This window comes from Butyrivibrio sp. YAB3001, from assembly GCF_900112195.1.
Lineage (GTDB): Bacteria > Bacillota > Clostridia > Lachnospirales > Lachnospiraceae > Butyrivibrio.
Genome location: NZ_FOKR01000027.1, coordinates 1 through 26122, shown reverse-complemented (window position 1 = coordinate 26122; position 26122 = coordinate 1). Strand labels below are relative to the sequence as shown.

Here is a 26122-nt window from a genome sequence, read left to right as displayed (position 1 = left end):
CAACGTTAATCCCTAGTAATCCCCAAAGCATTAAGCACAAGATTCTGCTTTTCCTCCATAACAGCAGCCTCATCTGCCTCCATATGATCATAGCCGCACAAGTGAAGCATGCTGTGCGCCACAAGAAATGCAAATTCTCTTTTCTCGGAATGGCCGTATTCACTGGCCTGAGATCTTACACGATTTTCGTTTATAACTATGTCCCCAAAATAAACTTCTCCAGTATCAGGATTAATCAGATCAACTTTCTGTTCTCCTTCAATTACTGAAAAATCTCCTGCGGTCTCATAGCTTACATTCGGAAAAGACAATACATCAGTTGGATTATCTATCTGTCTGAATTCACTGTTCATCTCCCTTATGCCATCATCATCTGTGATAAGCAGATTAATCTCAACCTCAAAATTACAGCCTTCCTGTTTTAATACTTCCTCTGCAACCTTTCTGGCAACATCATCGGGATCAAAATCAAAATGCGCATCTACTTCATTTTCAACGCAAAAAGTCATAATACAGCTTCTCCTTTTTTAATATCTGACGCATCTTATCATATTCTCTGAATGTGACATCATATGCTTTTAATTCATTATTTTCAATTTTCTTATCCATTATGCCATCTATCAATCTGTCATAATCAATTTTAGCATTTTTGTCCTGATTTATTAAATACATTATTGATTCTATAACAGTCTCCGATAGAACAACCGACAGTGCCTCCTTAGATCTGATGCTTACAGTTTTAGGGTCAATATACTCATGAAGGAGCTTTACTGCTTCAACGGGAAAATTGTTATCAATATAAAAATGTTTTACCTCATCCCATCCGTTTTTCCCTTCAAGTATGCCTATACGGTTGTAATATGCACAGGCTTTTACAGCTCTCTCATTGTAGTGAAGTCCATTTGCAATTCTCTCAGCAAGATATCCTGTGTGAATGCTTCTGTAATACTCATCTTTACTCTTTTCCTTAAGTTGCATAAAAAGAGTAAAACCTGCATCATTGATTTCCATATACATATCATTGGATTTTCTGATGACATATACTCCAAACATGTTTAAAAAGATAAGCAGAATTACAAGGTTAAGCATGAGATTGAATACAGGAAGCATGAAAATCCCAACTGATAATGTTCTATTCAGAAACAGAATATTGAAAGCCATCAAAAGCACAGCCTGCATCATAAGTGAAATTGCTGTTGGATTACCAATTGCAGTATTCTCTTTTAAATCCCTGAACATTGAGAGCGCCACCATACCTGCAATGCAATACATGAAAAATTCGCCGATATTCCCATTTGCTTCAAGCATTATGGAAATGATCAAAAGCCCTGTTCCTGACGCCATGCCAATTTCATGATTTGAAAAAAGCGCAAGAATTATAAACAGTGACATATATGGCCACATCTCATTTGGGACCAATGAAAAAAAGCATGAAAGCACAAGGAAAAAAGCATATACAAAAACAAATCTTCCCTTATGATGATAATTATCAAAAGAAAGCCCTTTTTCACCTCTTGAAATGGCATCAACAAGCATAAAAACGACATTTCCTGTAATTATCAAAGAAACAATTGTATTCCTTAAAACTTCCTCATATGATTTTTTTGTAAAAATAGAAAAAGAGCAGATTAAAACTCCTGTAAGGACAAATAATAATGCATAAAGAATCTTTATTTTAACTTCAATCCTGTTATCATTTTCCATCCCTGTTTTTTCTCTCCAATTTCTGAATAGCCTTTTTCTTCTGTTTATTTACAACAGACTTCTCGTAATCTTCATAGGCTTTTACAATCTTCTGTACAAGAGGATGTCTTACAACATCACTGCTTGTAAGAGTGCAAAATGCAATATCATCAATGCCCTTTAAGACAGATGAAGCAACATCAAGACCAGACTTAGTATCCGGAGAAAGGTCCTTCTGTGTGGCATCACCTGTAATGATAACCTTAGAACCAAAACCTATTCGTGTCAGGAACATTTTCATCTGCGCAGGAGTTGTATTTTGTGCCTCATCGAGAATAATAAAAGCATTATCCAGTGTCCTACCTCGCATATATGCCAGAGGTGCAACCTCGATGAGACCTTTTTCCATATTTTTTATAAAATTCTCTGTTCCCATGATCTGATAAAGTGCATCGTACAAAGGTCTCAAATATGGATCAACCTTACTCTGCAGGTCTCCGGGTAAGAATCCTAATTTTTCTCCCGCTTCGATTGCGGGTCTTGTTAGAATGATCCTGCTTACTTCTTCTCTCTGAAAAGCTGTTATGGCCATCGCCATTGCAAGATATGTTTTACCGGTTCCTGCAGGTCCAAGTCCAAATACGATCATCTTGTTTCTTATTGCATCGATATACTTCTTCTGGCCAATCGTCTTGGGCTTTATGGGCTTTCCTGAGATTGTATGGCATATAACATCCCTGTCTATGTCAACCAATACATTGTCGCTGACATTTTCTTTTACCAGACCTGAATCCTTTTTTAAAGAAATAGCATAATCAACGCTCTGTTCTTCAATACTTGTTCCGCGCCTTGAAAGCTGAACAAGTTCCCTTAGTATCCCTGAAGCTTTATTTGCCCCCTCCTTATCTCCAATTATATGAAGTGTACCGTTTCTATCTACAATCTCAACATGCAGACTGTCTTCAATCTTCTTAATGTAACTGTCATTGCCACCAAAAATATTTCTCTCATCCTCAGCTGTAAGAGAAAGAGTAAGTTCTGTTATTTCACTCATGTATGCTTATTTCCCCAAACAATTCTTTAGTATTTATTACTTTATTTATGATAAGGCTCTCCCCGCATTATCCTAAATCCTCTGTAAATCTGCTCAAGCAGGATTACTCTCATCATCTGATGCGGAAATGTCATATCAGAAAAACTGATCTCATCATCTACTTTAGATAGCACAGATTCGTGCAATCCCAATGAACCACCTATGATAAATTGAATATTGCTGATTCCCTTAATTCCCTTATCCGCAATATAATCAGAAAAACCTTCAGATGAATATCGCTTTCCTCCAATAGAAAGCGCACATATATGTGCATTGGAATCGAGATTGCTAATGATTCTGTCGGCTTCTTTTTTCTTAATCTGCTCTTCAATTGCTTTTGGAGCATTCTCAGGAGTCTTTTCATCAGCAACTTCAATAATGCTCAATTTGCAATATCTTGATAAACGCTTTGAGTATTCGCTTATAGCATCGTTCCAATATTTCTCTTTTATTTTACCAACGCATATAATTGTAATATTACTCATTTTTTATGTTACCACCTGAAATCATTCCCAAGATTCCATTGTCAGTCAGCTTCTTTTCAACCATCCAAATGTGATTCTCACTGTTTTCTCTTTCACTAAGAACCGCAGTACGGCCAGCCTGGTCCTTATAGGAATTAAGCACCTGAATCCATTCGCCGTTTTTACATGTTCCTAGCCATTCCTTTGTTGAAAAAGTCTCATCAACAGTAATGATATACATTTCACCATTGTAAAGGCCGGCTGTGAAGTTGCCGATTGCATTCTGAAGATACAGATCCTCTCCATTCATCAGTTCCTGATTATAATCATAGTGTTCCTGGCCTTCACCGTTTGGCAGATCATCTGCAAACTCGCCAGAATACATATGCTCTTTGACAACATAGGTGTTATACTCAGGATAAAAAGAATACCAGGTTCCTTTTCCCTGTCTTTTGCCATTTACCCATTCACCAAAATAATATTGGTTACTCGCATAGACAGCAACTCCAAAGCCCTCCGGCTTTCCCTGACTGTTCTTATCACCAAAATAGTAAAAATCATTGGTTCCGCTTAATTTTGCCGACATAGCTTCAAATCTGTCCAGCTTTGCAAGATCTCTTATGGCTGCCTGATTGCCATCTTTCCAATAGCCGGCCATCTCCTCTAGCTGAGACATAGTATTAAAGCTAAGTCCTCTATAATCTTTCTTCAAAACAGGAACTGTAGTCTCATAAAAACTATTTCCCGATATACTTTCTTTTTTATTTAAATTCTGAATGTTTTCTGATGTAGCGCTAGTTGCTGCATCTGCCGCGGTATCTGCATTTGCAGCATCTCTATCTTCTTTATTCGCAGCATCTTCATCATTAGCCGAAACACTTTCAGAATTGGTACTTAGCTCAGTAGAAGCAATAGTTACCTCGTCAGTAACCTTGTTCTTTCCACTCTCATCCTTTTTCCATGTTATCGCTAAATACAAAATCAATATTAGCAAAATAACGCCCATAACACCGGCTGTTATCGCTATTCTTATCTTTTCTTCTTTTTCCATTAAAAATACACCATTCTAAATATGCATATTTGGGGGTAAAAATAATTTCACCCCCAAATATGAAATAATTCACAATTTTCAGATTAGCTATAATTTCCAAATAAAAACATCCAAATAATTATCAGCTTTGATAGGCAAAAAAACCATTTCGTTTACTATAACTATAGCAAAATCTCAGTTTTCAAAAATTATTTGCTAAGGTATTCATCAATACCCTTTGCAGCAGCCTTACCTGCGCCCATAGCAAGAATAACTGTAGCTGCACCTGTAACTGCATCTCCACCTGCAAATACACCAGTCTTTGATGTCTGACCGTTTTCTTCAGAAGCTACGATACATTTTCTTCTGTTCACATCAAGACCTTCTGTTGTTGAAGAAATAAGTGGATTCGGAGATGTACCAAGTGACATGATGACTGCATCACACTCAATGTCAAACTCTGAACCTGGAACTTCTACAGGGCTTCTTCTTCCTGACTCATCAGGTTCACCAAGCTCCATTCTGATACATGTGATACCTGTTACCCAACCATTTTCATCAGCATGGATCTCAACAGGATTAGTAAGAAGGTCAAAAATGATTCCTTCTTCCTTGGCATGTCCAACTTCTTCTTTACGTGCAGGAAGCTCTTCTTCACCACGACGATATACTACATGAACCTCTGCGCCAAGTCTGAGAGCTGTTCTTGCAGCATCCATAGCAACGTTACCGCCACCTACAACAACACATTTCTTAGGTCTCATGATAGGTGTTCTTGAATTCTCATCAAATGCCTTCATAAGATTGCTTCTTGTGAGGAATTCATTTGCAGAGAATACACCCATAGCCTGCTCGCCTGGAATGTTCATGAATCTTGGAAGTCCTGCGCCTGATCCGATAAATACTGCGTCAAAGCCTTCTTTTTTCATGAGGTCATCAATTGTAACTGATTTACCGATAACAACGTCAGTTTCAAGCTTAACGCCAAGTGACTTTACATTTTCGATCTCTTTTTTAACAACAGCGTCTTTAGGAAGACGGAATTCAGGAATACCATAAACAAGTACACCACCTGCTTCATGAAGTGCTTCAAAAATAGTTACATCATATCCCATCTTAGCAAGGTCGCCTGCGCAGGTAAGTCCTGAAGGACCTGAACCGATAACAGCTACCTTTTTGCCCTTCTTCTCTGTAGCACCTTGAGGCTTGATACCCATTTCTCTTGCAGTATCAGCAACATATCTCTCCAATTTACCGATAGAAACCGGATCACCCTTAATTCCTCTTACGCACTGACCTTCGCACTGGCTTTCCTGTGGGCATACACGACCACAAACTGCAGGAAGCGCGCTGGATTTACTTATTGTCTGATAAGCGCCTTCAACGTTGCCTTCCTTTACCTGCTGGATAAATGCAGGAATATCAATAGAAACAGGACAACCCTGAACACATTTCGGATTCTTACAGTTAAGGCAACGCTGTGCCTCATTTTCAGCTTCTTCTTTATTATAACCAAGGCAAACCTCACCAAAGTTTGTAGCACGTACCTTGGGATCCTGCTCACGTACAGGAACTCTTACAAATCCATCCATTACAATCTCCTTTTTATGCACTAATCAATTTATAGCAATACGGATCAATCCTACTTATCCTATATTATTCACAGTTACCGCAACCGCCGTGATGAGTATCACCTTCCTGAGCCTTCAAAAGAAGTCTTCCTTCTTCTGTCTTATAAAGTCTCATTCTGTTCATTGCCTGATCAAAATCAACCTTATGTCCATCAAACTCAGGTCCATCAACACATGCAAATTTAACTTCATCACCTACAGTAAGTCTGCATGCACCGCACATTCCTGTTCCATCTACCATTATAGGATTCATACTGACAATAGTAGGAATTCCAAGTTCCTTTGTAAGCTTACATACAAATTTCATCATGATCATAGGTCCGATAGCTACGCAATGATCATATTTATTTCCTTCATCCCAAAGATCCTGAAGAGCTTTTGTAACCATACCGCTTCTGCCGTATGAGCCATCATCAGTTGTGACATGAAGATTACAAACTTTTTTAAATCTGTCCTCTAAGATAACGAGATCTTTTGTCTTTGCCCCGATAATAACATCACAGTCAACACCAAGCTCTTTCAAATACTTAGCCTGTGGATAAACAGGTGCTGTTCCAACACCGCCTGCAATGAATACAATTTTCTTTTTCTTAAGTTCTTCTACACTTTCTTCGCAAAGATCTGAAGGTCTTCCCAAAGGACCTACAACGTCTGCCAAATGATCTCCGGCCTTAAGCTTGCCAAGCTTAAACGTCTCAGCACCAATTGCCTGAACAACGATTTCAACAGTCCCCTTTTCTCTGTCATAATCACAAATTGTAAGAGGAATTCTCTCCCCTTCTTCATCTACCCTGATAATAAGGAATTGACCGGGTAAACATGCCTCTGCAACACGTGGAGCTTCTACAATCATCTGAAAAATGTTTGTAGCCAGCTCATTGGCTTCCAAAATTTTGAACATAATCATCCTCCTACAAATTTATCTGTTTGATATTTTTAGTAATGTATATTTGCCACTAGAATCATATCCTAGTCTATTAACAGAACCATCATGCGTATTCACAGCATATAAAAGTCCTGTGGGGGCCGATGTGCCATCATTGGATACATGATATTCCACAACAACATAATACTCGCCGGCACCTGCTATTTCAATTTCAGAATTGTAAATGTACTCGTTGTGTCCATCAACTCCTCTGACCTTACCGGAATTATCCAAAAGATAATCGAGTCTTACAAGAGTACTTACTAAACTGTTAACAGCCTGTTCCTTTGACACAAGGCGCGTATATACCAAATGATATTCACGCTCTACAATATCACTTACCTGCCCATCCTCATCGATGGCAACAAATTTAAAATGCGATGTTCCGACAGGCATGGTTATTGGTGAAATATACTGTTTTGATGTGATGGTCGGATCTGAACCATCTGTAGTATAAAAAATTGTATTATATGCGTCGGTTACTGCAACAATCATCGTATTCTGATTGTATTCACCGCTTGGTTCAAGAACATCAGGGGGTGAAGGTTTTCCTTTTACGACTACGAAAGTTCTTTCCGTCACTTCACTCTGAATTCCATATTGATTGATACAGATTGCTTTAATGCTGTATTTCCCTTCAGTATCAAGAACTATTTCCTTGTCATAATGTATGCTTAGTTCATCCGGAACACCATCATTTACAGTATAGTAAATCTTATCCTGTCCATTCTGTTCTTTGAGATAAACAGATACAACAACTGTATCATCATATTCTCCGGATACAGGTGTCATCTCAGGCGGTGAAGGAATGTATTTATCTCTTACAGCAATTGCAAGAGAATTATCGTTATTCTCAAAAAGGCTTGTAAGTTTCGAATAATCCCCACTCTGCTCATATATTGAGATAATTCCCTCATACGCAGTCATGACCTTTTGTTCATCAAAAACATCTGAATCTGCTATCTTTTTTAGTGCCTCAACAGCTTCATCACTTTTACCGAGTTCAAGATAATAATCGGATAGTCTGAAAATAATCTCTGAATTATCAGGAAAACTCTCATTACCTTCTACAAGATACTGGATTGCTTTTTCTATGTCACCGGCATTTTTTGAGTTTTCAGCTTTTCTCAAGTAATGAAATGATGTCTTGCCACTAAAGGAAAGTGCAGCACATATGACAATAACCACAAATAAAACCGCAACTACAGCTATATATGCATAATATCTTTTGGATATTATCTTTTCAAATAACTCAAGCCTCTTTTTTCTTTTTTCTTCCCTGAGGCGTTCTTCTTTGTTGAGTTCATCTGCGACTCCTGATAATGACTGATTGATCTCATTCTCAACCTCAGGTTCAAATTCCGGGACAAAGTTGATCTCAGTTCCGCAATTATCGCAGTACATATGTCCTTCCGGAATTTCAAAACCACATTCAGGGCACTTCATATAACTCCTTCTTAAAACTTAAATTGCCTGTTTATTTCTTCTCATTACGCCTGCTTCATAACAGTTATTCATGAGCATAGCAATTGTCATAGGACCCACACCTCCGGGAACAGGTGTGATAGCGCCTGCAATCTCTTTTACCTCATCAAAAGCAACATCCCCGCAGAGCTTTCCATCTGCATTTCTGTTGATTCCCACATCGATAACAATAGCGCCTTCTTTAACATAGTCCTTGGTGATCATTCCTGCTTTTCCAATGGCTGCAATCAGAATATCCGCTCTCTTACATACTTCCTTAAGATTTTTAGTCTTGGAATGTGCCACAGTCACTGTAGCATTCTCCCTTAGCATCAAAAGAGACATGGGTTTTCCAACGATATTTGATCTGCCGACAATAACACATTCCTTACCGGATATATCTATCTTTCCATCACAGCTTCTTTTTAACAGCTGAATGATACCTGCAGGTGTACAGGAAACAAATCCCTTTTCACCGATGCAAAGAGCCCCGACGTTTTCCGGATGAAATCCGTCCACATCCTTAAACGGACTAATTGCATTTATAACTGCCTTCTCATCAATATGAGCAGGCAACGGCATCTGAACCAGTATGCCATCTACATCTTCGCGATCATTAAGTTCTCTTACCAGATCAAGAAGTTCTTCCTGGGTAGTCTCCTCCGGAAGCTCATAAGATAAAGATCTATAGCCAATATATTCACAAGCTTTTTTCTTATTGCGAACATATACCTTTGAACCTGGATCTTCACCGACCAAAATAACCGCAAGCGTTATTTCTATGCCTTCTTCCTTTAATTTTAAGGTCTTTTCCTTAAGTTCATCCTTGACCTGCTGAGAAATCAGTTTTCCATCAATTATCTCTGCGCTCATTATTACTCCATACAATACACACTAATAACATGTTTTATAAAATTAGTAAAGTCCGGTTATCTTTCCATTACTGTCTACATCTATGTCATATGCAGCAGGATGTTTAGGTAGTCCGGGCATGGTAACGATAGAACCTGTAAGAACAACCACGAAACCTGCGCCTGCTGAAACATAAACTTCTCTTACTGTTATCTTATAATCCCTTGGTCTTCCAAGAAGAGTTGGATCATCTGAAAGAGAATACTGTGTCTTAGCCATGCAGACAGGAAGATTTCCAAATCCCATGTCTTCAATCTTGGAAAGCTGTCTTAAAGCAGCCGGTGCAAAATTAACACCATCGGCACCGTATATCTTTTTAGCAACAGTCTCAATCTTTTCCTTTAATGATAAAGAATCTTCATAAATAGGCGCGAAATTTGAAGTCTTATTTTCAAGTGTATTAATAACTTCTTTTGCTAAAGCTTCACCGCCTTCGCCACCTTTTGCCCAAACTTCTGAAAGAGCAAATCTGCAATCTCTGTCTTCACAGAATTTCTTGACAAAATCAGTCTCAGCCTGTGTGTCTGTAAGGAATGAGTTAAGCGTAACTACAACAGGAACACCATACTGCTGAATATTTTCAATATGCTTCTCAAGATTTACGATACCTTTCTTAAGAGCATCAAGATTCTCTTCTCCAAGATTCTTCTTATCAACACCACCGTTATATTTAAGTGCTCTTATCGTTGCAACCAGAACAACTGCATCAGGCTTCAATCCGGCCATTCTACACTTAATATCAAAAAATTTCTCTGCACCGAGATCGGCACCAAAGCCTGCCTCTGTTACAGTAATATCGCCCATTCCAAGTGCAGTCTTCGTTGCTCTTACAGAATTACAGCCATGAGCAATATTTGCGAAAGGACCACCGTGGATAATAACCGGTGTATGCTCAAGTGTCTGCACAAGATTTGGCTTTAATGCATCTTTTAGCAAAGCAGCCATAGCGCCTACTGCATTTAACTGACCTGCTGTAACTGGCTCGCCGTCTCTTGTGTAAGCAACGATTATTCTTGATAATCTCTTTTTAAGATCATCCATATCATCAGCAAGACAAAGAATTGCCATTATCTCAGAAGCCACTGTGATAACAAAATGATCTTCTCTTGGAACACCATCTGCCTTTGCACCAAGACCTACAACAATATTCCTGAGCGCTCTGTCATTCATATCAACAGCTCTTTTCCAGATAATCTGTCTGGTATCTATTCCAAGTTCATTACCCTGCTGAATATGATTATCAATAATTGCAGCAAGCAAATTATTTGCAGAAGTAATAGCATGAAAATCACCTGTGAAATGAAGGTTTATATCCTCCATGGGTACAGCCTGTGCATATCCGCCACCGGTAGCACCGCCTTTAATACCAAAACAAGGTCCTAAAGATGGTTCACGAAGAGCAATAACTGTCTTTTTTCCAAGTCTGTTCAGCGCATCTCCAAGTCCAACACTGGTAGTTGTTTTTCCTTCGCCTGCAGGCGTAGGATTAATTGCCGTAACAAGAACCAATTTCCCTTTTTGATTTGCCTGAGCCTTTTTTAGATAATCATCAGAGAGTTTTGCCTTATATTTGCCATAAAACTCAAGGTCATCCTCACTGATACCAATTTTTGCTGCAACGTCACGAATATGCAGCATTTCAGCTTCCTGTGCGATTTCAATATCACTCTTTACAGCCATCCAGATCTCCATTCCCGCAAAAGTCAAAAATAAAGACTTTTGCTTAAAAAAATATTGATTGTTGCAATTTATTAAAAGCCTTTGAACAGAATTATTCTAAGCTATTAATACATAATTAAACAGCAGTCTGACCATTTACATACTCATCAAATTGAGCCTTGGTCATCAGTACTTTTCTTGCTTTGGTTCCTTCTTCATCTCCTACAACGCCTGCTTCACAGAGCTGATCCATAATCCTTGCCGCCCTGTTAAAACCAATTTTAAATACTCGCTGTAAAAATCCGATAGATGCTCTATCTTTTTCTATTATTATGTTCCCGGCCTGAACGAAATATTCGTCTCTTCCGGAATCTGAATCGATACTTCCTCCACTTGTCTGAGAAGAGCCCTGCATATTTACTATCTGACTCTCAACTTCCTCAGCATAGGAAGATTCTATCTTCTGTTCTCTTAAAAAATCTGTAACTTGCTGAACTTCTTTATCAGAAACAAATGCTCCCTGAACTCTGACAGGCTTTGTATAGCCCTGTGGGTAAAAGAGCATATCTCCTTTTCCAAGAAGCTTCTCAGCTCCGTTGATGTCCAGGATAGTTCTTGAATCAACGCCACTTGAAACAGCAAATGCTATTCGGCTTGGCATATTAGCTTTGATAAGTCCGGTAATGACATCAACAGATGGTCTCTGTGTTGCAATGATCAGGTGGATACCGGCAGCTCTTGCAAGCTGAGTAAGACGGCATATTGCCTCTTCAACTTCATTGGCTGATACCATCATAAGGTCTGCAAGCTCATCAACAATAACCACAATCTGAGGAAGCACAGTCTTATCTGATGAAGGATCTTCCTTTGCAAGTCTGTTGTATCCCTTAAGGTCTCTAACACCTGCTTCCGCAAATTTCTTATATCTGTTTGTCATTTCAGCAACTGCCCAGTTAAGCGCAGCAGCAGCTTTCTTAGGATCAGTCACAACAGGAATCATAAGATGAGGTATTCCATTATATATACTCAGCTCCACAATCTTAGGATCAATCATGATCATCTGCACTTCTTCCGGTGTAGCTTTATAAATAAGGCTCATTATAATAGTGTTAATGCAGACAGATTTTCCTGAGCCGGTTGCTCCCGCAATAAGAAGATGCGGCATTTTTGCAATATCAGCAACAACTGTTTTACCTGCAATATCTTTTCCTACGGCAAAAGCAAGTTTTGAATCAAATTCATTAAACTCAGCAGATTCAAAGAGATCTCTGAGAGCAACCATCTGATTTTCCTTGTTAGGAACCTCGATACCAACAGCTGCCTTTCCGGGAATCGGCGCTTCTATTCTGATATCCCTTGCAGCAAGATTCATTTTTATATCATCTGCCAGATTTACAATTTTATTAACTCTTACACCGGCTTCAGGCTGTAGTTCAAAGCGTGTTACGCTTGGTCCCTGACTTATATCAGTAACATTTACATTAACCCCAAAGCTCTTTATGATATCCTGAAGTTTGAGTGCTGTTTCTTTTAGTGTTCTCTCAGTATCAACGTTTTTATTCTTAACGCCTTTTTCAAGCAAAGATACAGGTGGAAATACATACTTTTTAGAAATAGTTTTTTTATGCTCTTCTATCTGTTTTTCCATTCCGGGGCTCGTAGTATGAGGTCCTGGTCCAAGTGAAATAGTACTGCTACCCTTAGATGAAGAATCAATCTGTGTGGAAGCATCCCTACTCATTGAAAGGTGATCCTGCGCATGGATAACATAATCTCCATTCATTCCATTTCCTATATTTTCAGCATGTACCGGAACATCCGGTAATATTTCCTCATCGCTGTCTTCAGCTTCTGATACTCGTGCAAGCAGTCTGTTCAAGCTAGTATCAGTGCCATTTGATATAACCGGAGTTTCTTCTTCAGTAACATCATCCTCATGATAATCTTCTCTGTAATCAGCTTCTTTAGAATTATATTCTTCTGAATTATCGCCTCTGAGATTATCTTCACTATAATCATCTTCATTCATTTTCTGTCTTGCATCTGACAAATGGTAGATATTATCCTTCTCCCTGAAGTCATCAGAATTATAAGATGATATTTCGACAACATTCTTATCCCTTGTCTTCTGCCAATCAATATATGAAATTTCTTCCTGAACATTTTGTGAAGGGTCATCTTCCGGTTCATCAAAGTGCATACCATGGATTACAGGCTCTGTGCGCATAACTCTCTGCCCGTCAGGTTCTACATCAGTTTCAATCTCTCTATTAATAGTAATTTCATGAATATCATCACTAATGTCTTCTTCAGGAATAAAGATTTTTTTAGATTCCTCAGGCAAATTGTCTATAGCTTCTATGGCAGGAGCAGGTTCTTCATCCTTCTCAAGTGCAGTATCGATCATTACACCGCTGACCTTCTTCTCCATTCTGAGGATTTTCTCATCTTCCTTTTGTTCTATCGCAAGACGCTTTTCTTCCTCAAGGCGCTCTCTTCTCTGCTGCATCTTCTCTCTGCGTCTCTCAGCATAATCACGATAATTCTCAGCATCCTGTCTGGTTCTTTCGATGAGTCTTCGGCTTCCTCTCTGAATTCCTCCAACAAAAGAATGCTGTGTAAATATAACAAGACTTACTATACCTGCAACAAGTATTATCAGGATAGTTCCTACTAAAGAAAGATATCTGAAGAACAAATATGCTATGGATCCGGCCAAAACGCCTCCACCATTTCTTTCAGTGCTGGCTGCAGTATATATAGAAACAAGACTATATGCCTCGGCCTTCTGCGGTCTTCCGATAATAAGTTCAGACAGCATGCCAATAATAACAAATAAAACCAATCCTGAGGATATTTTGCGAACAGCAGCATTAGAACCAAAATTAGCAATTCCAATGACCACAGCAGAAAGAGCTACGATAGGCGCGATGTATGCAGTTATTCCAAAAAGGCCAAAAAGGACCTTGCTAATCGCATTGCCAAAAGAACCACAAATGCCAAAGTTGCATAAAAACAGAAAGATTGTAAAAGCAATGGTTGCTATAACTACAATCTCACTTCTGATTGAATAATCTACTTCTTCCTTCCTTGAAGGAGCTTTTCGACTGCTGGAAGCAGTCTTACGACGAGTATTACTACTCTTTGATGTTTTTCTAACTGAATTTCCCCTTTTAGTACCAGATGTCATCTCTTCCCCACTAAAAACAGTTTTTCTGTTTTATAACATTTTTCTTACTTTTTGACAAACTCTAATAAGTATATCATTTTTGATGTCTTTGTGCTATACTAACATCGGATTTTGGTTGTTTAATAAAGGAGACGGACAATGGAATTTAAACAGGAATTAGAAACTGGTACTTTTAAAGTAATCGGTAATACCGAAACATCTCTAAAGCTTAGAGATGTTGCTGAGAAATGCAGACTTGTTAAATCTGACACAGGCGTTAAGGTTGAGCTTGCATATACTGGTCCTAATGCAAGCAAATTCATGCAGTATATAGAGAAGCACAAAGAAGAACTCACTAAATATCTCATGAATCCTGATGAGACAGATCTTTATGAGTGGATGGAGGAATCACATCAGACACCTCTTACAATCAAAAAGCATGAAAAAGAAAAGCTTATTCTTTATGTAAGCTTTGATTCAGAAACTCATGATATGCTCACAGGAATCGCAGATGAGAATATCACTCTTAAGTTAGGCGCTCCTTTAATGCAGATAAATGTTGATGAACTTACAAGAGATGAATTTAAGCTTAAGATTTTCAACATGCTCCTTCTTGCAGATGAAATCGCTGTTATGATGGGTAATGTTGATCTTCGCAAGATGTCCAACATTCAGATTGTTAAAACTTATCTTGCTGAAATCTATGACAAATACCACGAGAATCCTTGATTGATCAGTGTAAGCACAAAAAAGTCATAACAAAAGGTGATCACCTCAGTTTAAAGTGATCACCTTTTTTGATTAAATAAGTCTATTATACCCGTATGCCTTGCGACAGCAACAGGATCTTTTTTAACATTCTATTTCATTCAGCACCTTATCATTTGTCTTTTTTAGCAACAAATAAGGTTCCGACTTTCTTTTTCTCTATGATGTCATATAGTTTTTCAGGATATTTACCGTTTGTAACAAGAACATCGATTCCATGAGAAGTAGCAAGTTCAGCTGCCTCAAGTTTGGTGATCATTCCGCCTGTTCCTCTGTTAGAACCGGAACCCGATGCCACAGATTTAAGTTCATCATTTATCTCCTCAACCCTGCTTATAAGTTTTGCATCTTTATCAGTTTGAGGATTACCATCATATAGTCCGTCGATATCAGAAAAAATGATCAACTTGCTGGCATTGCAGAAAACTGCAACAAGAGCAGACAACATATCATTATCAGAAAAAAGCTTCTTTTCCGATTCAATCTCGGTATGACTGACTGAGTCGTTCTCATTTACTATAGGAATAATATGATTTTCCAAAAGAGCATCAAAAGTGTTTTTTAAGTTTTCACTTCTAAGGGAATTAGAAAAATCCGCATTATCAAGCAGTATCTGACCAACCATTCTGTTATATTCGCCAAACAGTTTATCATATAGATGCATGAGTTCCGTCTGTCCCACTGCCGCAGCAGCCTGCTTCATACGTATCTCCTGTGGCTTTTGCGTAAGCCTCATCTTATTAGCTCCCACGGCAATAGCACCTGAAGAAACAAGGACCAGATCATAGCCTAAATTCTCAACTCCGGCCACCGCCCTGCAAAGATGGTCAATCGCTCTTATATCAATATTCCCGCTCTCATTTGTAATCGTAGATGTTCCAACCTTAACAACAATTCTTTTCTTGCTTACACTCATATCTTCACCCACTTTGTCACTTTAATCAATTAAATCAAACTCATATAAGTGTAAACCGAAACGGATTTGTTTTCAAGATTTAATCATTTTGAATTAAAAGAGTAGTTTTTAATCATTTTAATTGAAAAGAGCGCTGCAATAAAAGATATGATAAAGAACCCTGAAAGGCAAGCCATTGCCATGCGCATTCCAAGTGTATCTCCAAGAAATCCGGTAAGAGCAGTAAACACAACTCCGCCAATTCCTGTCGCTGTTGTTATCATTCCTGTAGCAGTTGCAGTCTTTTTCCCGGCAAAGAACAACATTATATTAAGAACGCTCGGATAGATTGCGCCACTGGCAAATCCTAAAGGTACACACAATAACATTACTACTGTGCTATTATTTGACAACGATATCAAAACTGTAATTATCGGAATCGTAACTATTGATGCAACAAGAATTTTCTTAGCATGCTTTGCAAAGTGTCCGACTAAAACTCTTGATGGTATCATTACTGCCCAGAATAAAGAAAGCGCAAATTTTCCGGTGCTCGCCTTAAGCACATCTGTAAAAAGAGTATCTACAAAGAAAGTAAATCCATTCTCAAATCCAACATAGATACACATAATAACGCACAAAAGAAGCACACCGATAATAATGAATTCACTTCCTTTAGACTTATTTACATCTCCACTTGAAGTATCTTCATCTGCAACTATCTCTCTTACATCATCACCTGATTTAAAGATTCCAATAAAACCAATAACACTGCCAACAGCAAGAAGTGCAAAAAGTGTTCGCCAGTGCATGCCATGATTCAGATAGAAATCAACTACAAGGGGAGCTATAAGTGCCCCAAGAGCATACATTGATGTAATATATCCAATTTTTTTGCTTCCGGACAGTGGATATGTATCAGCAAGAGTTGCTATTGAAATAAACTGCAGCGCGCTTGTTGTTAATCCCAAAAAGAAAACTCCTATAACAAAGAACTCTCCTGCATTTGTAAAAAGAATTGCTACAGCAGCAAAAATCTGTATTCCAAGTAAAATCTTTATGCAATGTCCCTTTCCGGATCTGTCCGCCCAATTACCCAGTACAAGCGGTGCCAACATTGTCGCAAACAGTTCAACTGAGGCAAAAATTCCCATGAAAGTTACTGAAAGTTTATAATTTTGTCCGATGTTCCATAGGCTTGCCTGATATCCGCCAGCCTCAAAACCATTAATAAACACTATCAAAAAAAGAATCAGCCATAAAAAATCTTTGTTTTTCTTGATATTTTCCATATCCTGCTCCTTATGACTATCATTCACTACTACAGTGCCTACCATAATTTTATCATCGTTATATGGAGCATTTTTGAACGCTCTTTTATTTTAATAAAAATTTAAGATTAAACCTGTGGTATATTGATTTTTAGGAACTTTACCGATATAATAAGTAAGCTACAATTGAATACGGGTTAGTAAAGGTTTCGACAGGGATTTTGAAGCTGGAGAAGCTATCCGCAGGACGGTGCGTCAAACCTCAAATTAAAATTAAACGCTGAAGATAATTTAGCAATCGCTGCCTAAGTGCAGCCCGTCAGCCTGAATGCACCTACACATTCAGTAACTGGCGTCAAAAAATGTAGGAAACGACATAGCTTAAGCTTTGCGGTTATGGTCGTATCATGAAGCTACTGATTAGTTTTGGTTGTCAATTTCCGGAGCCATGAGGGAACAGAGGTTAAGACCTCACAATAATTGACTACGATAGTAGAAGGACAGGGGATGAATTTTTGGACGCGGGTTCGACTCCCGCCTAATCCATCTAAAAAGGAACATCCTTGAATTATTTATCATGAAATAATTGAAGGATGTTCCTTTTTATGTATAAATGCCCTTTAGCGAAGACTTACCTTATAATCTCTTAGTGCTTCTCTTTGCTGATCTTTTTTAGCCATATCAGCTCTCTTGTCATAAAGTTTCTTACCACGGGCAAGACCGACTTCAACCTTTACACGTCCGTTTTTAAAGTAAACTTCAAGTGGAACCAGTGTATACCCCTGAACCATCTTCTGCTGCTCCAGTTTTCTTATTTCCTGTTTGTGTAAAAGCAGTCTCTTTACTCTCAAAGGATCCTTATTAAAAATATTACCTTTTTCATAAGGGCTGACATTCATTCCCATAATGAATGCCTCCCCTTTATCTATGCTTATCCATGCTTCTTTTATGCTGCATTTCCCCTGGCGGATAGATTTTACCTCTGTGCCAAAAAGTTCGATACCCGCCTCATATTTTTCCTCAATAAAATAATCATGATAAGCCTTTTTATTATTCGCAACCAGTTTTCTTGCCTTATCTTCTGCCATAATACCTTACCTGTCTTATCTTTTTTTCTTTTTCTTCTGTATGCTTCTAGCTGCCTTGCTGGTAGCAGATTTCTTATATTTATGTACTTTATAGACCTTTCTTCCGGTCATTGAGACATCGAATTTTTCCTTCTTATCAGCTTTAGCTTTCTTACCCTTCTTTTTCTTTGAAGTTTCTTTTGTCTCTGAACCTTCCGAAGAATAATCATCATTAAGAGAATCTGATATAATCTTTCTGATCTTGTTCGCCTTGTTCTCAGCTATTTTTCTTGCATCAGAAAAAGCTACAAAATCATTATCCTCTCCATCTTCTTCATCCTCATTTACAAGTCTGAAGTCAATAGTACGTGTCAATCTGTCAGCTGCCAGAACCTTTATCTCAACTTTATCGCCAATGGAATACTCTTTTCCTGTAGATGTTCCAAAAAGCTTCATGTGTTCTTCATCATATTCATAGTAATCATCAAGCATTGATGCTGCTCTGATAACACCCTCACAGGAATTATCAAGTTCAACAAACATTCCCCATGCGGTAACTCCGGAAATGATGCCTTCGAATTTTTCTCCTACATGCTTTTCCATGTATTGAGCCTTCTTAAGCTTATCAGTTTCACGTTCAGCTTCTTCTGCTCTTCTTTCTGTCTCCGAAGAATGTTTAGCAACTTCAGTAAGAATTTCTTCATAATGAGCTGCTTTCTCAGCATTCATTCTGCCACGAAGATGGTCCTTGATTATTCGATGAATCTGAAGATCAGGATATCTTCTGATTGGTGAAGTAAAATGGCAATAATAATCAAACGCAAGGCCAAAATGTCCTGTGCACTCAGTGCTGTATTTAGCCTGCATCATGCTACGAAGCGCCATTTTACATATTACCGGTTCTTCCTTGCTTCCCTGTATCTTTTTAAGAAGCGACTGAAGCTCCTTGGGCTTAACGCCTGTATCTTTTCTGGTTCTCACATGATAGCCAAAATTAGCAACAAAGGCATTTAGTGAACTTATCTTATCCGGATCCGGCTGCTCATGAATTCTATATACAAACGGACTCTGAAGATAAAAGAAATGCTCAGCCACAGTCTCATTAGCTGCAAGCATAAAATCTTCAATCAGCCTGGTTGCCACATTTCTATCACGAGGAAGTATTTCCAAAGGATCACCCTGCTCATTAAGAATAATCTTTGTTTCAGGGAAATCAAAGTCAATCGCGCCTTTCTTTTCTCTCTTTTCCCTTAGGATCAAAGAAAGCTTAGCCATATCCTCAAACATAGGAACCAGGTCCTTGTATTTCTCAATTTCCTCAGCGTCCTTTAGTTCAAGTATCTTATTTACTGATGTATATGACATACGTTCATTAACATTGATCACTGATTCAACAATGTCATGGTCAATAATCCCACCATTTTTATCAATAGTCATAAGACAACTAAGTGCCAGTCTGTCTTCACCATGGTTAAGTGAACATATACCGTTAGACAATCTATGTGGAAGCATCGGTATTACACGATCAACAAGATAAACGCTTGTCCCTCTGTTACGTGCTTCTCTGTCAAGTGCCGAATTTTCCTGCACATAATTAGTAACATCAGCAATATGCACGCCAAGGTGATACAAACCTTCCGAATCAACAGTAAGACTCACTGCATCGTCCAGATCCTTGGCATCTTCGCTGTCAATAGTAACCATCTGAACGTCTCGAAGATCTTGCCTGCCAAGCATATCCGCTTCGCTTATTGTATCAGGACATCTGTTAGCCTGATTTATTACCTTTTCAGGAAATTCACTTGGAATATCAAATCCTTTTACAATCGATAAAATATCAACTCCGGGATCATTTATATTTCCAATTACTTCAATGATTTTTCCCTCAGGCTTACGATGTTCTATTCCATTACCATAATCAGTCAGTTTAACTACGACCTTATCTCCGGTAACCGCTTTTCCGCGATGCTCAAGCGGCACAAAGATATCATTTATTATCTTATTATTATCCGGAATAACAAATCCAAAATTCTTTTCACCCTGGTAAGTTCCAATTACTTCTTCTATTCCTCTTACCAGAATATTTCTGATTCGTCCTTCCTCACGTTTGCCGGTTGATTTTGATACAATCTCTACCTCAACTGTATCAGAATTAAATGCTCCATGAACATATTCTTCAGGGATAAAAATATCCTCATCCCTGCCTTCAACCTCTACAAATCCAAATCCTCTCGAATTTGCAATAAAAGTTCCAACAACCATTTCAGCATTTTTATTCCTGATGCCATAAAGGCTGTCATCCATTCTTTTAAAGCGTTTTCCTTTACTCATATAACCTCTTAAAACAATTAAGGCACTCTCAATGGAGTGCCTTAGAAAAATCTACGATAAGTTTCAACAGATTAAAGAACTTTCATATTAAGGAGTAAAGCAAGAACAATAAAAAGTACTGAAAGAACAATTGTTACCTTCTTAAGGATACCTTCTCTTGAACGTCCTTTATTCTTACCCCAATATGTATTCTCAACTGTTCCCTGAATTGCTCCAAGTCCCTGGCTCTTACCCTCCTGAGCAAGTACCAGTACTACGAGAACGGCACAGATTATCATAAATATTACTCCAACAACATAACTCAAGATACTCACTGAAAAACCTCCCAAATCATCTAAAAAATCTAAAATCTGTCATAGCAAGCAAATATTAATGTATCACATTTACTCTATAACGTCAATCAGGCTTTAATCTAAAAGATTACTGGCGAACAAGAAGAGACTTTCCTGTCATTTCTGCAGGCTGTTCCTCGCCCATGCACTCAATAAGTGTAGGGATGATATCTGCAAGACATCCGCCCTCTCTTAATGTATAGCCCTGCTCATAATTTACAAGGATAAATGGAACAGGATTTGTTGTATGAGCAGTAAAAGGCTCGCCTGTCTCGTAATCGATCATCATATCAGCGTTACCGTGGTCAGCGCAGATAAAGAGTGTTCCATTTACTTCCTTAATAGCTGCTACTACTTTGCCAAGGCATTCATCAACAGTTTCAATAGCCTTTACAGCAGCAGGGATAACTCCGGTATGACCAACCATATCAGGATTAGCAAAGTTTGCTATTACTACATCGTATTTCTGAGATGTGATAGCGTCAACAATCTTCTCACATACTTCAGGAGCGCTCATCTGTGGCTTAAGGTCATATGTTGGTACATCCTTAGGGCTGTTTACAAGGACTCTGTCTTCACCCTCATTAGGCTGCTCAACGCCACCATTAAAGAAGAATGTTACATGTGCATACTTCTCTGTTTCTGCAATACGAGCCTGCTTCATACCCTTCTTTGCAAGCCACTCACCAAATGTATTGGTCAAAAGAACCTTCTTGAAGGCCACTGTCTTATTAGGAATAAGTGGATCATAATCTGTGAAGCAGACATATGTTACATCAAGTCTTGCTCCTCTGTTAAATTTATCAAATTCATCATCACAGAAGCAATGTGTGATTTCTCTTGCTCTGTCAGGACGGAAATTGTAGAAAATAATTGAATCGCCATCTTTAATAGTTGCAACAGGTGAGCCATTCTTCATAATTACAGTAGGAACAACAAACTCATCAGTCTTTCCGTTCTTGTAGGATTCAACCATGCACTCATGAGCGCTGTTTGCCTTATTGCCTTCGCCCTTAGTCATAGCATTGTAAGCAATCTCTACTCTGTCATAGTTATTATCTCTGTCCATTGCATAATAACGACCTGAAATAGTAGCTACTGCGCCAACTCCAAGCTCTTTCATCTTATCTTCAAGCTGCTGAACGAAATCAATTCCACTTTCCGGTGGAGTATCTCTTCCATCAAGGAAGCAATGAACAAATACTTTATCAAGGCCATTCTTTTTAGCAAGTTCAAGAAGACCGTAGATGTGAGTAATATGACTATGAACACCACCGTCTGATACAAGTCCGTAAAGATGAAGAGCAGAATTCTTTTCCTTACAATTATTGATAGCTGTCATAAGACCTTCATTTGTAAAGAAATCACCATCTTCGATAGATTTTGTGATTCTTGTAAGTTCCTGATATACAATACGTCCTGCACCCATATTCATATGACCAACTTCCGAATTACCCATCTGGCCATCAGGAAGTCCTACAGCAAGGCCACTGGCATTACCCTTTACAAAAGGATAATCCTTCATAAGACCATCCATTACAGGAGTATTAGCCATAGCAATGGCATTGCCTTCCTTATTATCATTAAGTCCATATCCATCAAGAATTAAAAGAACTGTTGGTTTAGAACCTTTCATTATATATATCCTCCATTTCACGCACCACCTGCATCGACAGACAGTGAAAATAATTACAAAAAGTCTCTAATTTTAACTTTCCTTGCATAGTATATCTCAATTCCTGTAGAAATGACAAGTATTTAACAAAAGCTTTATTATTATTTCATTCTTACGTAAGTTTAAATCTCTGCCACTATAAGCAAAGAGCCATCTCTTACAGTTATCTCAGCTTCTTCATCTATAATAAACTCATTGCTGACACCAAGTGGAAAATCATTAGTTATTTCCCCATCATCCATAGAGTACATGAGTCCCTTAAGTGTAACTCCCTTGGATTTAGCAGTCAGTGAAAAAATAGAAAGATATCCTGAATTTCCTCGGTGGAACTTTATCGTCTCATTTTCTGCAACCATGAGAATTCTGTCATGATCCATTATGTAAGCCTTGCCACCATGGTGTTTAATATATAATAGTGTCTGCACATTCGCAAAAGAATGCTCTATGCGCCTTCCGCCTAAAGCTCCATAAAGAAAGAACTTTCGAAAGCCCTTTGCAAGACCAATCTTAACAGCCTTGATAGTATCTGTATCATCTTTTCTGACATCGAGCCTTATTATTCTATCCGGATCTTCCCGTTCTATTTCTTCCAGACTTTGCATAAGTAGTGGGCCTGATTCCATTGCTGAATCGAAATCTCCCACAATAAGATCCGGTAAAATACCCATCTGCTGAGCATAGGAAAATCCTGCATCACACGCAATAACATAATCACCGTCAGAAATTGGGATTTCCATTGGAACAAAGCTGCCCGCAGATATTATTATGCATTTTTGTTCATATTTTTCTCTGTCCATCTATATCATCAAGCTCTGATCCGTGATTCTATCGTCTCGATATCCATCACATATTCATTGCTTCCGCCCCAATCTCCAACAATAGTCTCTGTCGTATTTCCATCGGCATCAGTTATCATTGTTGATAATCTGTAATTCATCTTGGCAACCTTGGTATTATTGCCGGAGTTTGTATAACTTCTAAGATATGTTACAGTGTACTTGGTATGTGGATAAACGTTGCCATCTATTGCGCTAGGTTCGTATGAAATAGAATTTCTCTGAACACCGTCATCTTCAAAATAATTAGCCCAAAGAGTAATAACTCCCTGACTTTCAGGATTCTCTTCAAAGCTTAAAAATCTATATTTCCATCCGTTACCGGTCTTATTTAAAATAATAGCTTCTCTGCTTATTGCCACATAAGTAGTATTTTCCTGTGGAGTATCTTCATTATTAAGGAACTTATCCCTGAGAGAAAGATATTCATCAGAAACAACAAAATTTCTTAACTCATCTACATTTCCGACATCAAGCTGGTTAAAGATATCTGCAAAAATCCCCTGTACTTCACGGGCATTCTGAAGGCATGCAATAAAACTGTTTATATCATCATTTGTGCCAACATTTTCAATAACACCATTTAAAAAATCCTGATAAGCAAGCGCATCTTCATAATTCATAGCAAAAGAATCAGATGCCGGAATTATATATTTTAATACAAGATTTTTGATATCATCAGAAGAATTAAACTTATAAATATTAAATAATCTCTCTACTATATCTTTATACTTTTCGAAAGAACAGCCATTCTCGTCTGAACTTCTGAAAAGTGAATCTGTGTTATCAGCATAACGAGAAAAGCATCTGTCATAACAAGCATTCATAAGCTCAACAGCATCAGCATTAGAGTTATCCTGCTCAAGAACTGATAAAACGCTAATTGCTGTATCAATATTACCCTCACCCTTATTCATGGTATTTACAGCATCATTTAAGATAACTGTGAGGTAATTATTTAAAAGATTCTCATTATCAGTATTCTGCCAGCCATCATACAGCACCTTCTTGGCTGATTCTGAATCATCAATACTCAGATAAGCTCCCGCCATATTGGAATAGGCAGAAACTGCGCCTGAATCAATCTCAATCGCCTCAGTATATGAATTAATTGCTGCTTCATATTCTTCATTCTCTGAATATCTGTTTCCTGCAGCAATAGCTTTATTAACTTTTACAAATGGTAAATGACTGTAGACAGCATAACTTGATACAAAAGCAACCACTGTAGCCGCAGAAATAATACCGATTTTCCTATAATTCAACTTTCTTTTTCCATTTCCTACGCGCCTTTTTTGTCCTTTTCGTCTGTACCTCATTGTTAAATAAACCTACTTCCTAAATAAAATACTAATTCAATAAATTAAAATTATATAAAAAGAGTATAAATTAATGATAATTTTTTTAACACCCTATAACAGTTCATTAGTATATCAAAACATGCACAAAACCGCAACATTACAGCAGAAGATTTTTATAGCAATTACACAAAGAGTACGTGCCATTTTTTTAGATAAATCAAGCAAAATATTCTCTCATCAATAACGGAGCTTTTTATATTTAAAAGGAATACTGAGCATTTTCCTATGACAAAAAAGCTCTGCTTTACCATTGATAGTAAAACAGAGCTTAAACTCATCATCAATTTATTTAATTAGCACAAATCAATCAAGCAAGAATTGCATGAACTGCTTCTTTAATTCTTTCATCCTTGGCATTTGCATCAAAATACTCAAGGAAATGTTCACCTGATAAAGCCCCCTTTACCAATTCTCTGTCAAGTCTGTTTAAAATATCAACGACATCTGTATTGTATGTAACCTTCTTGACTTCATCGAGAATCTTTTTATTTCTCTGCTCAGGAACAGCTCTCTCTCTTGGATATCCCTGACCACTTTCCTCAGAGAACAGTTTTTCAAATGTATACTCAAGATTAAGTTCAGCACCCCATCCTGATTTAAGAGCAAAATTCATAGAAATAGCATTACCATCATTTATCTGAGCAAAAGTATATGCATCAAGCGGATCTGTAACATGACCACAGATAACACCTGGGAAACTGTTGCATGCAAGCATAGCGCCTTCACCTGTTCCGCAACCTGTTACAACATAATCACAAGCTCCTGAATTAAGCAGTACACAAGCAAGAATTCCATTCTGCACATATGTTAGCTGAGCTTTATCCTCAGCAGAATACATTCCGTAGTTAAATACCTCAAAGCCATGTTTGTCAGCAACCTTCTTAAGAGCGTTGTAGATCATCTCATTCTTTGCTGCCTGGCTATTTTCATTAATAAGCGCAATTTTCATTAGGAAACCCTCCATCCAAAATATATTATTCTATAATTTTAGATTTTTTATCCGAGATGTTCTACTAAAAATATGACTTTGTGCTGTTTTTTCAAGATTTTATTCAAATATCTTTTTAAATTTCACCTTTCATTCGCTTCTTATTCTGATACATCTTTTCATCTGCTTCAAAGAAGACATCTTTTACATATCTTCCTTCTGTTCCGATAGCAAACCCGGCTGCTATGGTAACTTCACCTTTTTCTTTATTTTCATTATTTATATCGCTCAGTCTTTTCATAATGTCTTCGATATTGTCTAAGTCCTTGCCGTGAGCAATAACTACAAATTCGTCACCACCGATTCTGTAAACCGGGCTGTGAGCAAATGTATTACAAATGATAGAACACCCTACTATTAGTATATACATAGTCTTTCTTTACCTTTTCTATAGGTTCGACTATGCTGTTTAAGATACTGTGGATTGGTCATTTCACCCTACCGCATTGACGGTTTTTAAAAGGCTCCAACCACAGTCTCTTTGTTCATTTGTTAATCAGTTAGTTACCGCATGACGGTTTATCAAGAAGTAGGTTACGATTGCAAGGAGCCCTGTGGATCTGAAACA

22 protein-coding genes and 1 other RNA gene are annotated in these 26122 nt (G+C 38.0%); 2 read left to right on the top strand and 21 right to left on the bottom strand.

What is annotated here, in order from left to right:
• Positions 1-5: 5 nt before the first annotated feature.
• The 11 genes from ybeY to BM086_RS18750 form a co-directional block, all read right to left on the bottom strand.
• Positions 6-509: an rRNA maturation RNase YbeY gene (ybeY, locus tag BM086_RS18800; protein ID WP_092331278.1), complete on the bottom strand. Its 504-nt coding sequence runs from the start codon at positions 507-509 to the stop codon at positions 6-8.
• Complete coding sequence (locus tag BM086_RS18795) at positions 493-1704, bottom strand: hypothetical protein (RefSeq protein WP_092331273.1); 1212 nt, start codon at positions 1702-1704, stop codon at positions 493-495. Before BM086_RS18795 ends, ybeY begins: the two co-directional genes overlap by 17 nt.
• The gene (locus BM086_RS18790; protein WP_092331268.1) at positions 1694-2737 is read right to left on the bottom strand and encodes a PhoH family protein; all 1044 of its coding nucleotides are present in this window, start codon (positions 2735-2737) and stop codon (positions 1694-1696) included. Before BM086_RS18790 ends, BM086_RS18795 begins: the two co-directional genes overlap by 11 nt.
• Positions 2738-2778: 41 nt before the next feature.
• Positions 2779-3261, bottom strand: coding sequence for a 23S rRNA (pseudouridine(1915)-N(3))-methyltransferase RlmH (gene rlmH / locus BM086_RS18785; RefSeq protein WP_092331263.1), 483 nt, complete (start codon positions 3259-3261; stop codon positions 2779-2781).
• Positions 3254-4291 (bottom strand): hypothetical protein, encoded by a 1038-nt coding sequence (locus BM086_RS18780; RefSeq protein WP_092331259.1) that lies wholly within the window; start codon positions 4289-4291, stop codon positions 3254-3256. The genes rlmH and BM086_RS18780 overlap by 8 nt, the downstream gene beginning before the upstream one ends.
• Before the next feature lie 188 nt (positions 4292-4479).
• Positions 4480-5862, bottom strand: coding sequence for an NADPH-dependent glutamate synthase (gltA, locus tag BM086_RS18775; protein WP_092331255.1), 1383 nt, complete (start codon positions 5860-5862; stop codon positions 4480-4482).
• 64 nt (positions 5863-5926) lie between these two features.
• Positions 5927-6802, bottom strand: coding sequence for a sulfide/dihydroorotate dehydrogenase-like FAD/NAD-binding protein (locus BM086_RS18770; protein ID WP_092331250.1), 876 nt, complete (start codon positions 6800-6802; stop codon positions 5927-5929).
• Between the two features lie 18 nt (positions 6803-6820).
• A complete protein-coding gene (locus BM086_RS18765) occupies positions 6821-8272 on the bottom strand; it encodes an FN3 associated domain-containing protein (RefSeq protein WP_092331245.1) in 1452 nt (483 codons plus the stop codon).
• 18 nt (positions 8273-8290) lie between these two features.
• The gene (folD, locus tag BM086_RS18760) at positions 8291-9163 is read right to left on the bottom strand and encodes a bifunctional methylenetetrahydrofolate dehydrogenase/methenyltetrahydrofolate cyclohydrolase FolD (RefSeq protein WP_092331240.1); all 873 of its coding nucleotides are present in this window, start codon (positions 9161-9163) and stop codon (positions 8291-8293) included.
• Between the two features lie 42 nt (positions 9164-9205).
• Positions 9206-10882, bottom strand: coding sequence for a formate--tetrahydrofolate ligase (locus BM086_RS18755; protein ID WP_092331235.1), 1677 nt, complete (start codon positions 10880-10882; stop codon positions 9206-9208).
• A gap of 115 nt (positions 10883-10997) precedes the next feature.
• Entirely contained in the window at positions 10998-14051 is a 3054-nt protein-coding gene (locus BM086_RS18750; protein WP_092331229.1) for an FtsK/SpoIIIE family DNA translocase, read from the bottom strand.
• A 138-nt stretch (positions 14052-14189) separates the two neighbouring features.
• Here BM086_RS18750 and BM086_RS18745 point away from each other — a divergent pair, with 138 nt between their 5' ends.
• Positions 14190-14759, top strand: coding sequence for a hypothetical protein (locus BM086_RS18745; RefSeq protein WP_092331226.1), 570 nt, complete (start codon positions 14190-14192; stop codon positions 14757-14759).
• A gap of 151 nt (positions 14760-14910) precedes the next feature.
• Here the strand turns inward: BM086_RS18745 and proB are convergent, their stop codons facing one another.
• Positions 14911-15714, bottom strand: coding sequence for a glutamate 5-kinase (gene proB / locus BM086_RS18740; protein ID WP_092331221.1), 804 nt, complete (start codon positions 15712-15714; stop codon positions 14911-14913).
• Positions 15715-15797: 83 nt separating this feature from the next.
• Positions 15798-16985 carry an MFS transporter gene (locus tag BM086_RS18735; RefSeq protein ID WP_175560377.1) on the bottom strand — a complete coding sequence of 396 codons (1188 nt, stop codon included), beginning with the start codon at positions 16983-16985 and terminating at the stop codon, positions 15798-15800.
• A gap of 173 nt (positions 16986-17158) precedes the next feature.
• Between BM086_RS18735 and ssrA the strand changes: the two genes are divergently transcribed.
• Positions 17159-17513: a transfer-messenger RNA gene (ssrA, locus tag BM086_RS18730) on the top strand.
• A gap of 71 nt (positions 17514-17584) precedes the next feature.
• On the opposite strand, the gene smpB is transcribed toward ssrA, so the two are convergent.
• The 8 genes from smpB to BM086_RS18690 form a co-directional block, all read right to left on the bottom strand.
• A complete protein-coding gene (smpB, locus tag BM086_RS18725; protein ID WP_092331212.1) occupies positions 17585-18052 on the bottom strand; it encodes an SsrA-binding protein SmpB in 468 nt (155 codons plus the stop codon).
• A 15-nt stretch (positions 18053-18067) separates the two neighbouring features.
• Complete coding sequence (gene rnr / locus BM086_RS18720) at positions 18068-20362, bottom strand: ribonuclease R (RefSeq protein WP_092331208.1); 2295 nt, start codon at positions 20360-20362, stop codon at positions 18068-18070.
• Between the two features lie 71 nt (positions 20363-20433).
• Positions 20434-20676 carry a preprotein translocase subunit SecG gene (gene secG / locus BM086_RS18715; RefSeq protein WP_092331204.1) on the bottom strand — a complete coding sequence of 81 codons (243 nt, stop codon included), beginning with the start codon at positions 20674-20676 and terminating at the stop codon, positions 20434-20436.
• A 106-nt stretch (positions 20677-20782) separates the two neighbouring features.
• A complete protein-coding gene (gpmI, locus tag BM086_RS18710) occupies positions 20783-22330 on the bottom strand; it encodes a 2,3-bisphosphoglycerate-independent phosphoglycerate mutase (RefSeq protein ID WP_092331199.1) in 1548 nt (515 codons plus the stop codon).
• A 161-nt stretch (positions 22331-22491) separates the two neighbouring features.
• Positions 22492-23166 carry a thiamine diphosphokinase gene (locus BM086_RS18705; protein WP_092331194.1) on the bottom strand — a complete coding sequence of 225 codons (675 nt, stop codon included), beginning with the start codon at positions 23164-23166 and terminating at the stop codon, positions 22492-22494.
• Positions 23167-23174: 8 nt separating this feature from the next.
• Positions 23175-24470, bottom strand: a complete 1296-nt coding sequence (locus tag BM086_RS18700) for a tetratricopeptide repeat protein (protein ID WP_175560376.1) — start codon at positions 24468-24470, stop codon at positions 23175-23177.
• 403 nt (positions 24471-24873) lie between these two features.
• Positions 24874-25515 (bottom strand): RpiB/LacA/LacB family sugar-phosphate isomerase, encoded by a 642-nt coding sequence (locus BM086_RS18695; protein ID WP_092331186.1) that lies wholly within the window; start codon positions 25513-25515, stop codon positions 24874-24876.
• 115 nt (positions 25516-25630) lie between these two features.
• Positions 25631-25924 carry a diguanylate cyclase domain-containing protein gene (locus BM086_RS18690; protein ID WP_092331181.1) on the bottom strand — a complete coding sequence of 98 codons (294 nt, stop codon included), beginning with the start codon at positions 25922-25924 and terminating at the stop codon, positions 25631-25633.
• Positions 25925-26122 lie beyond the last annotated feature (198 nt).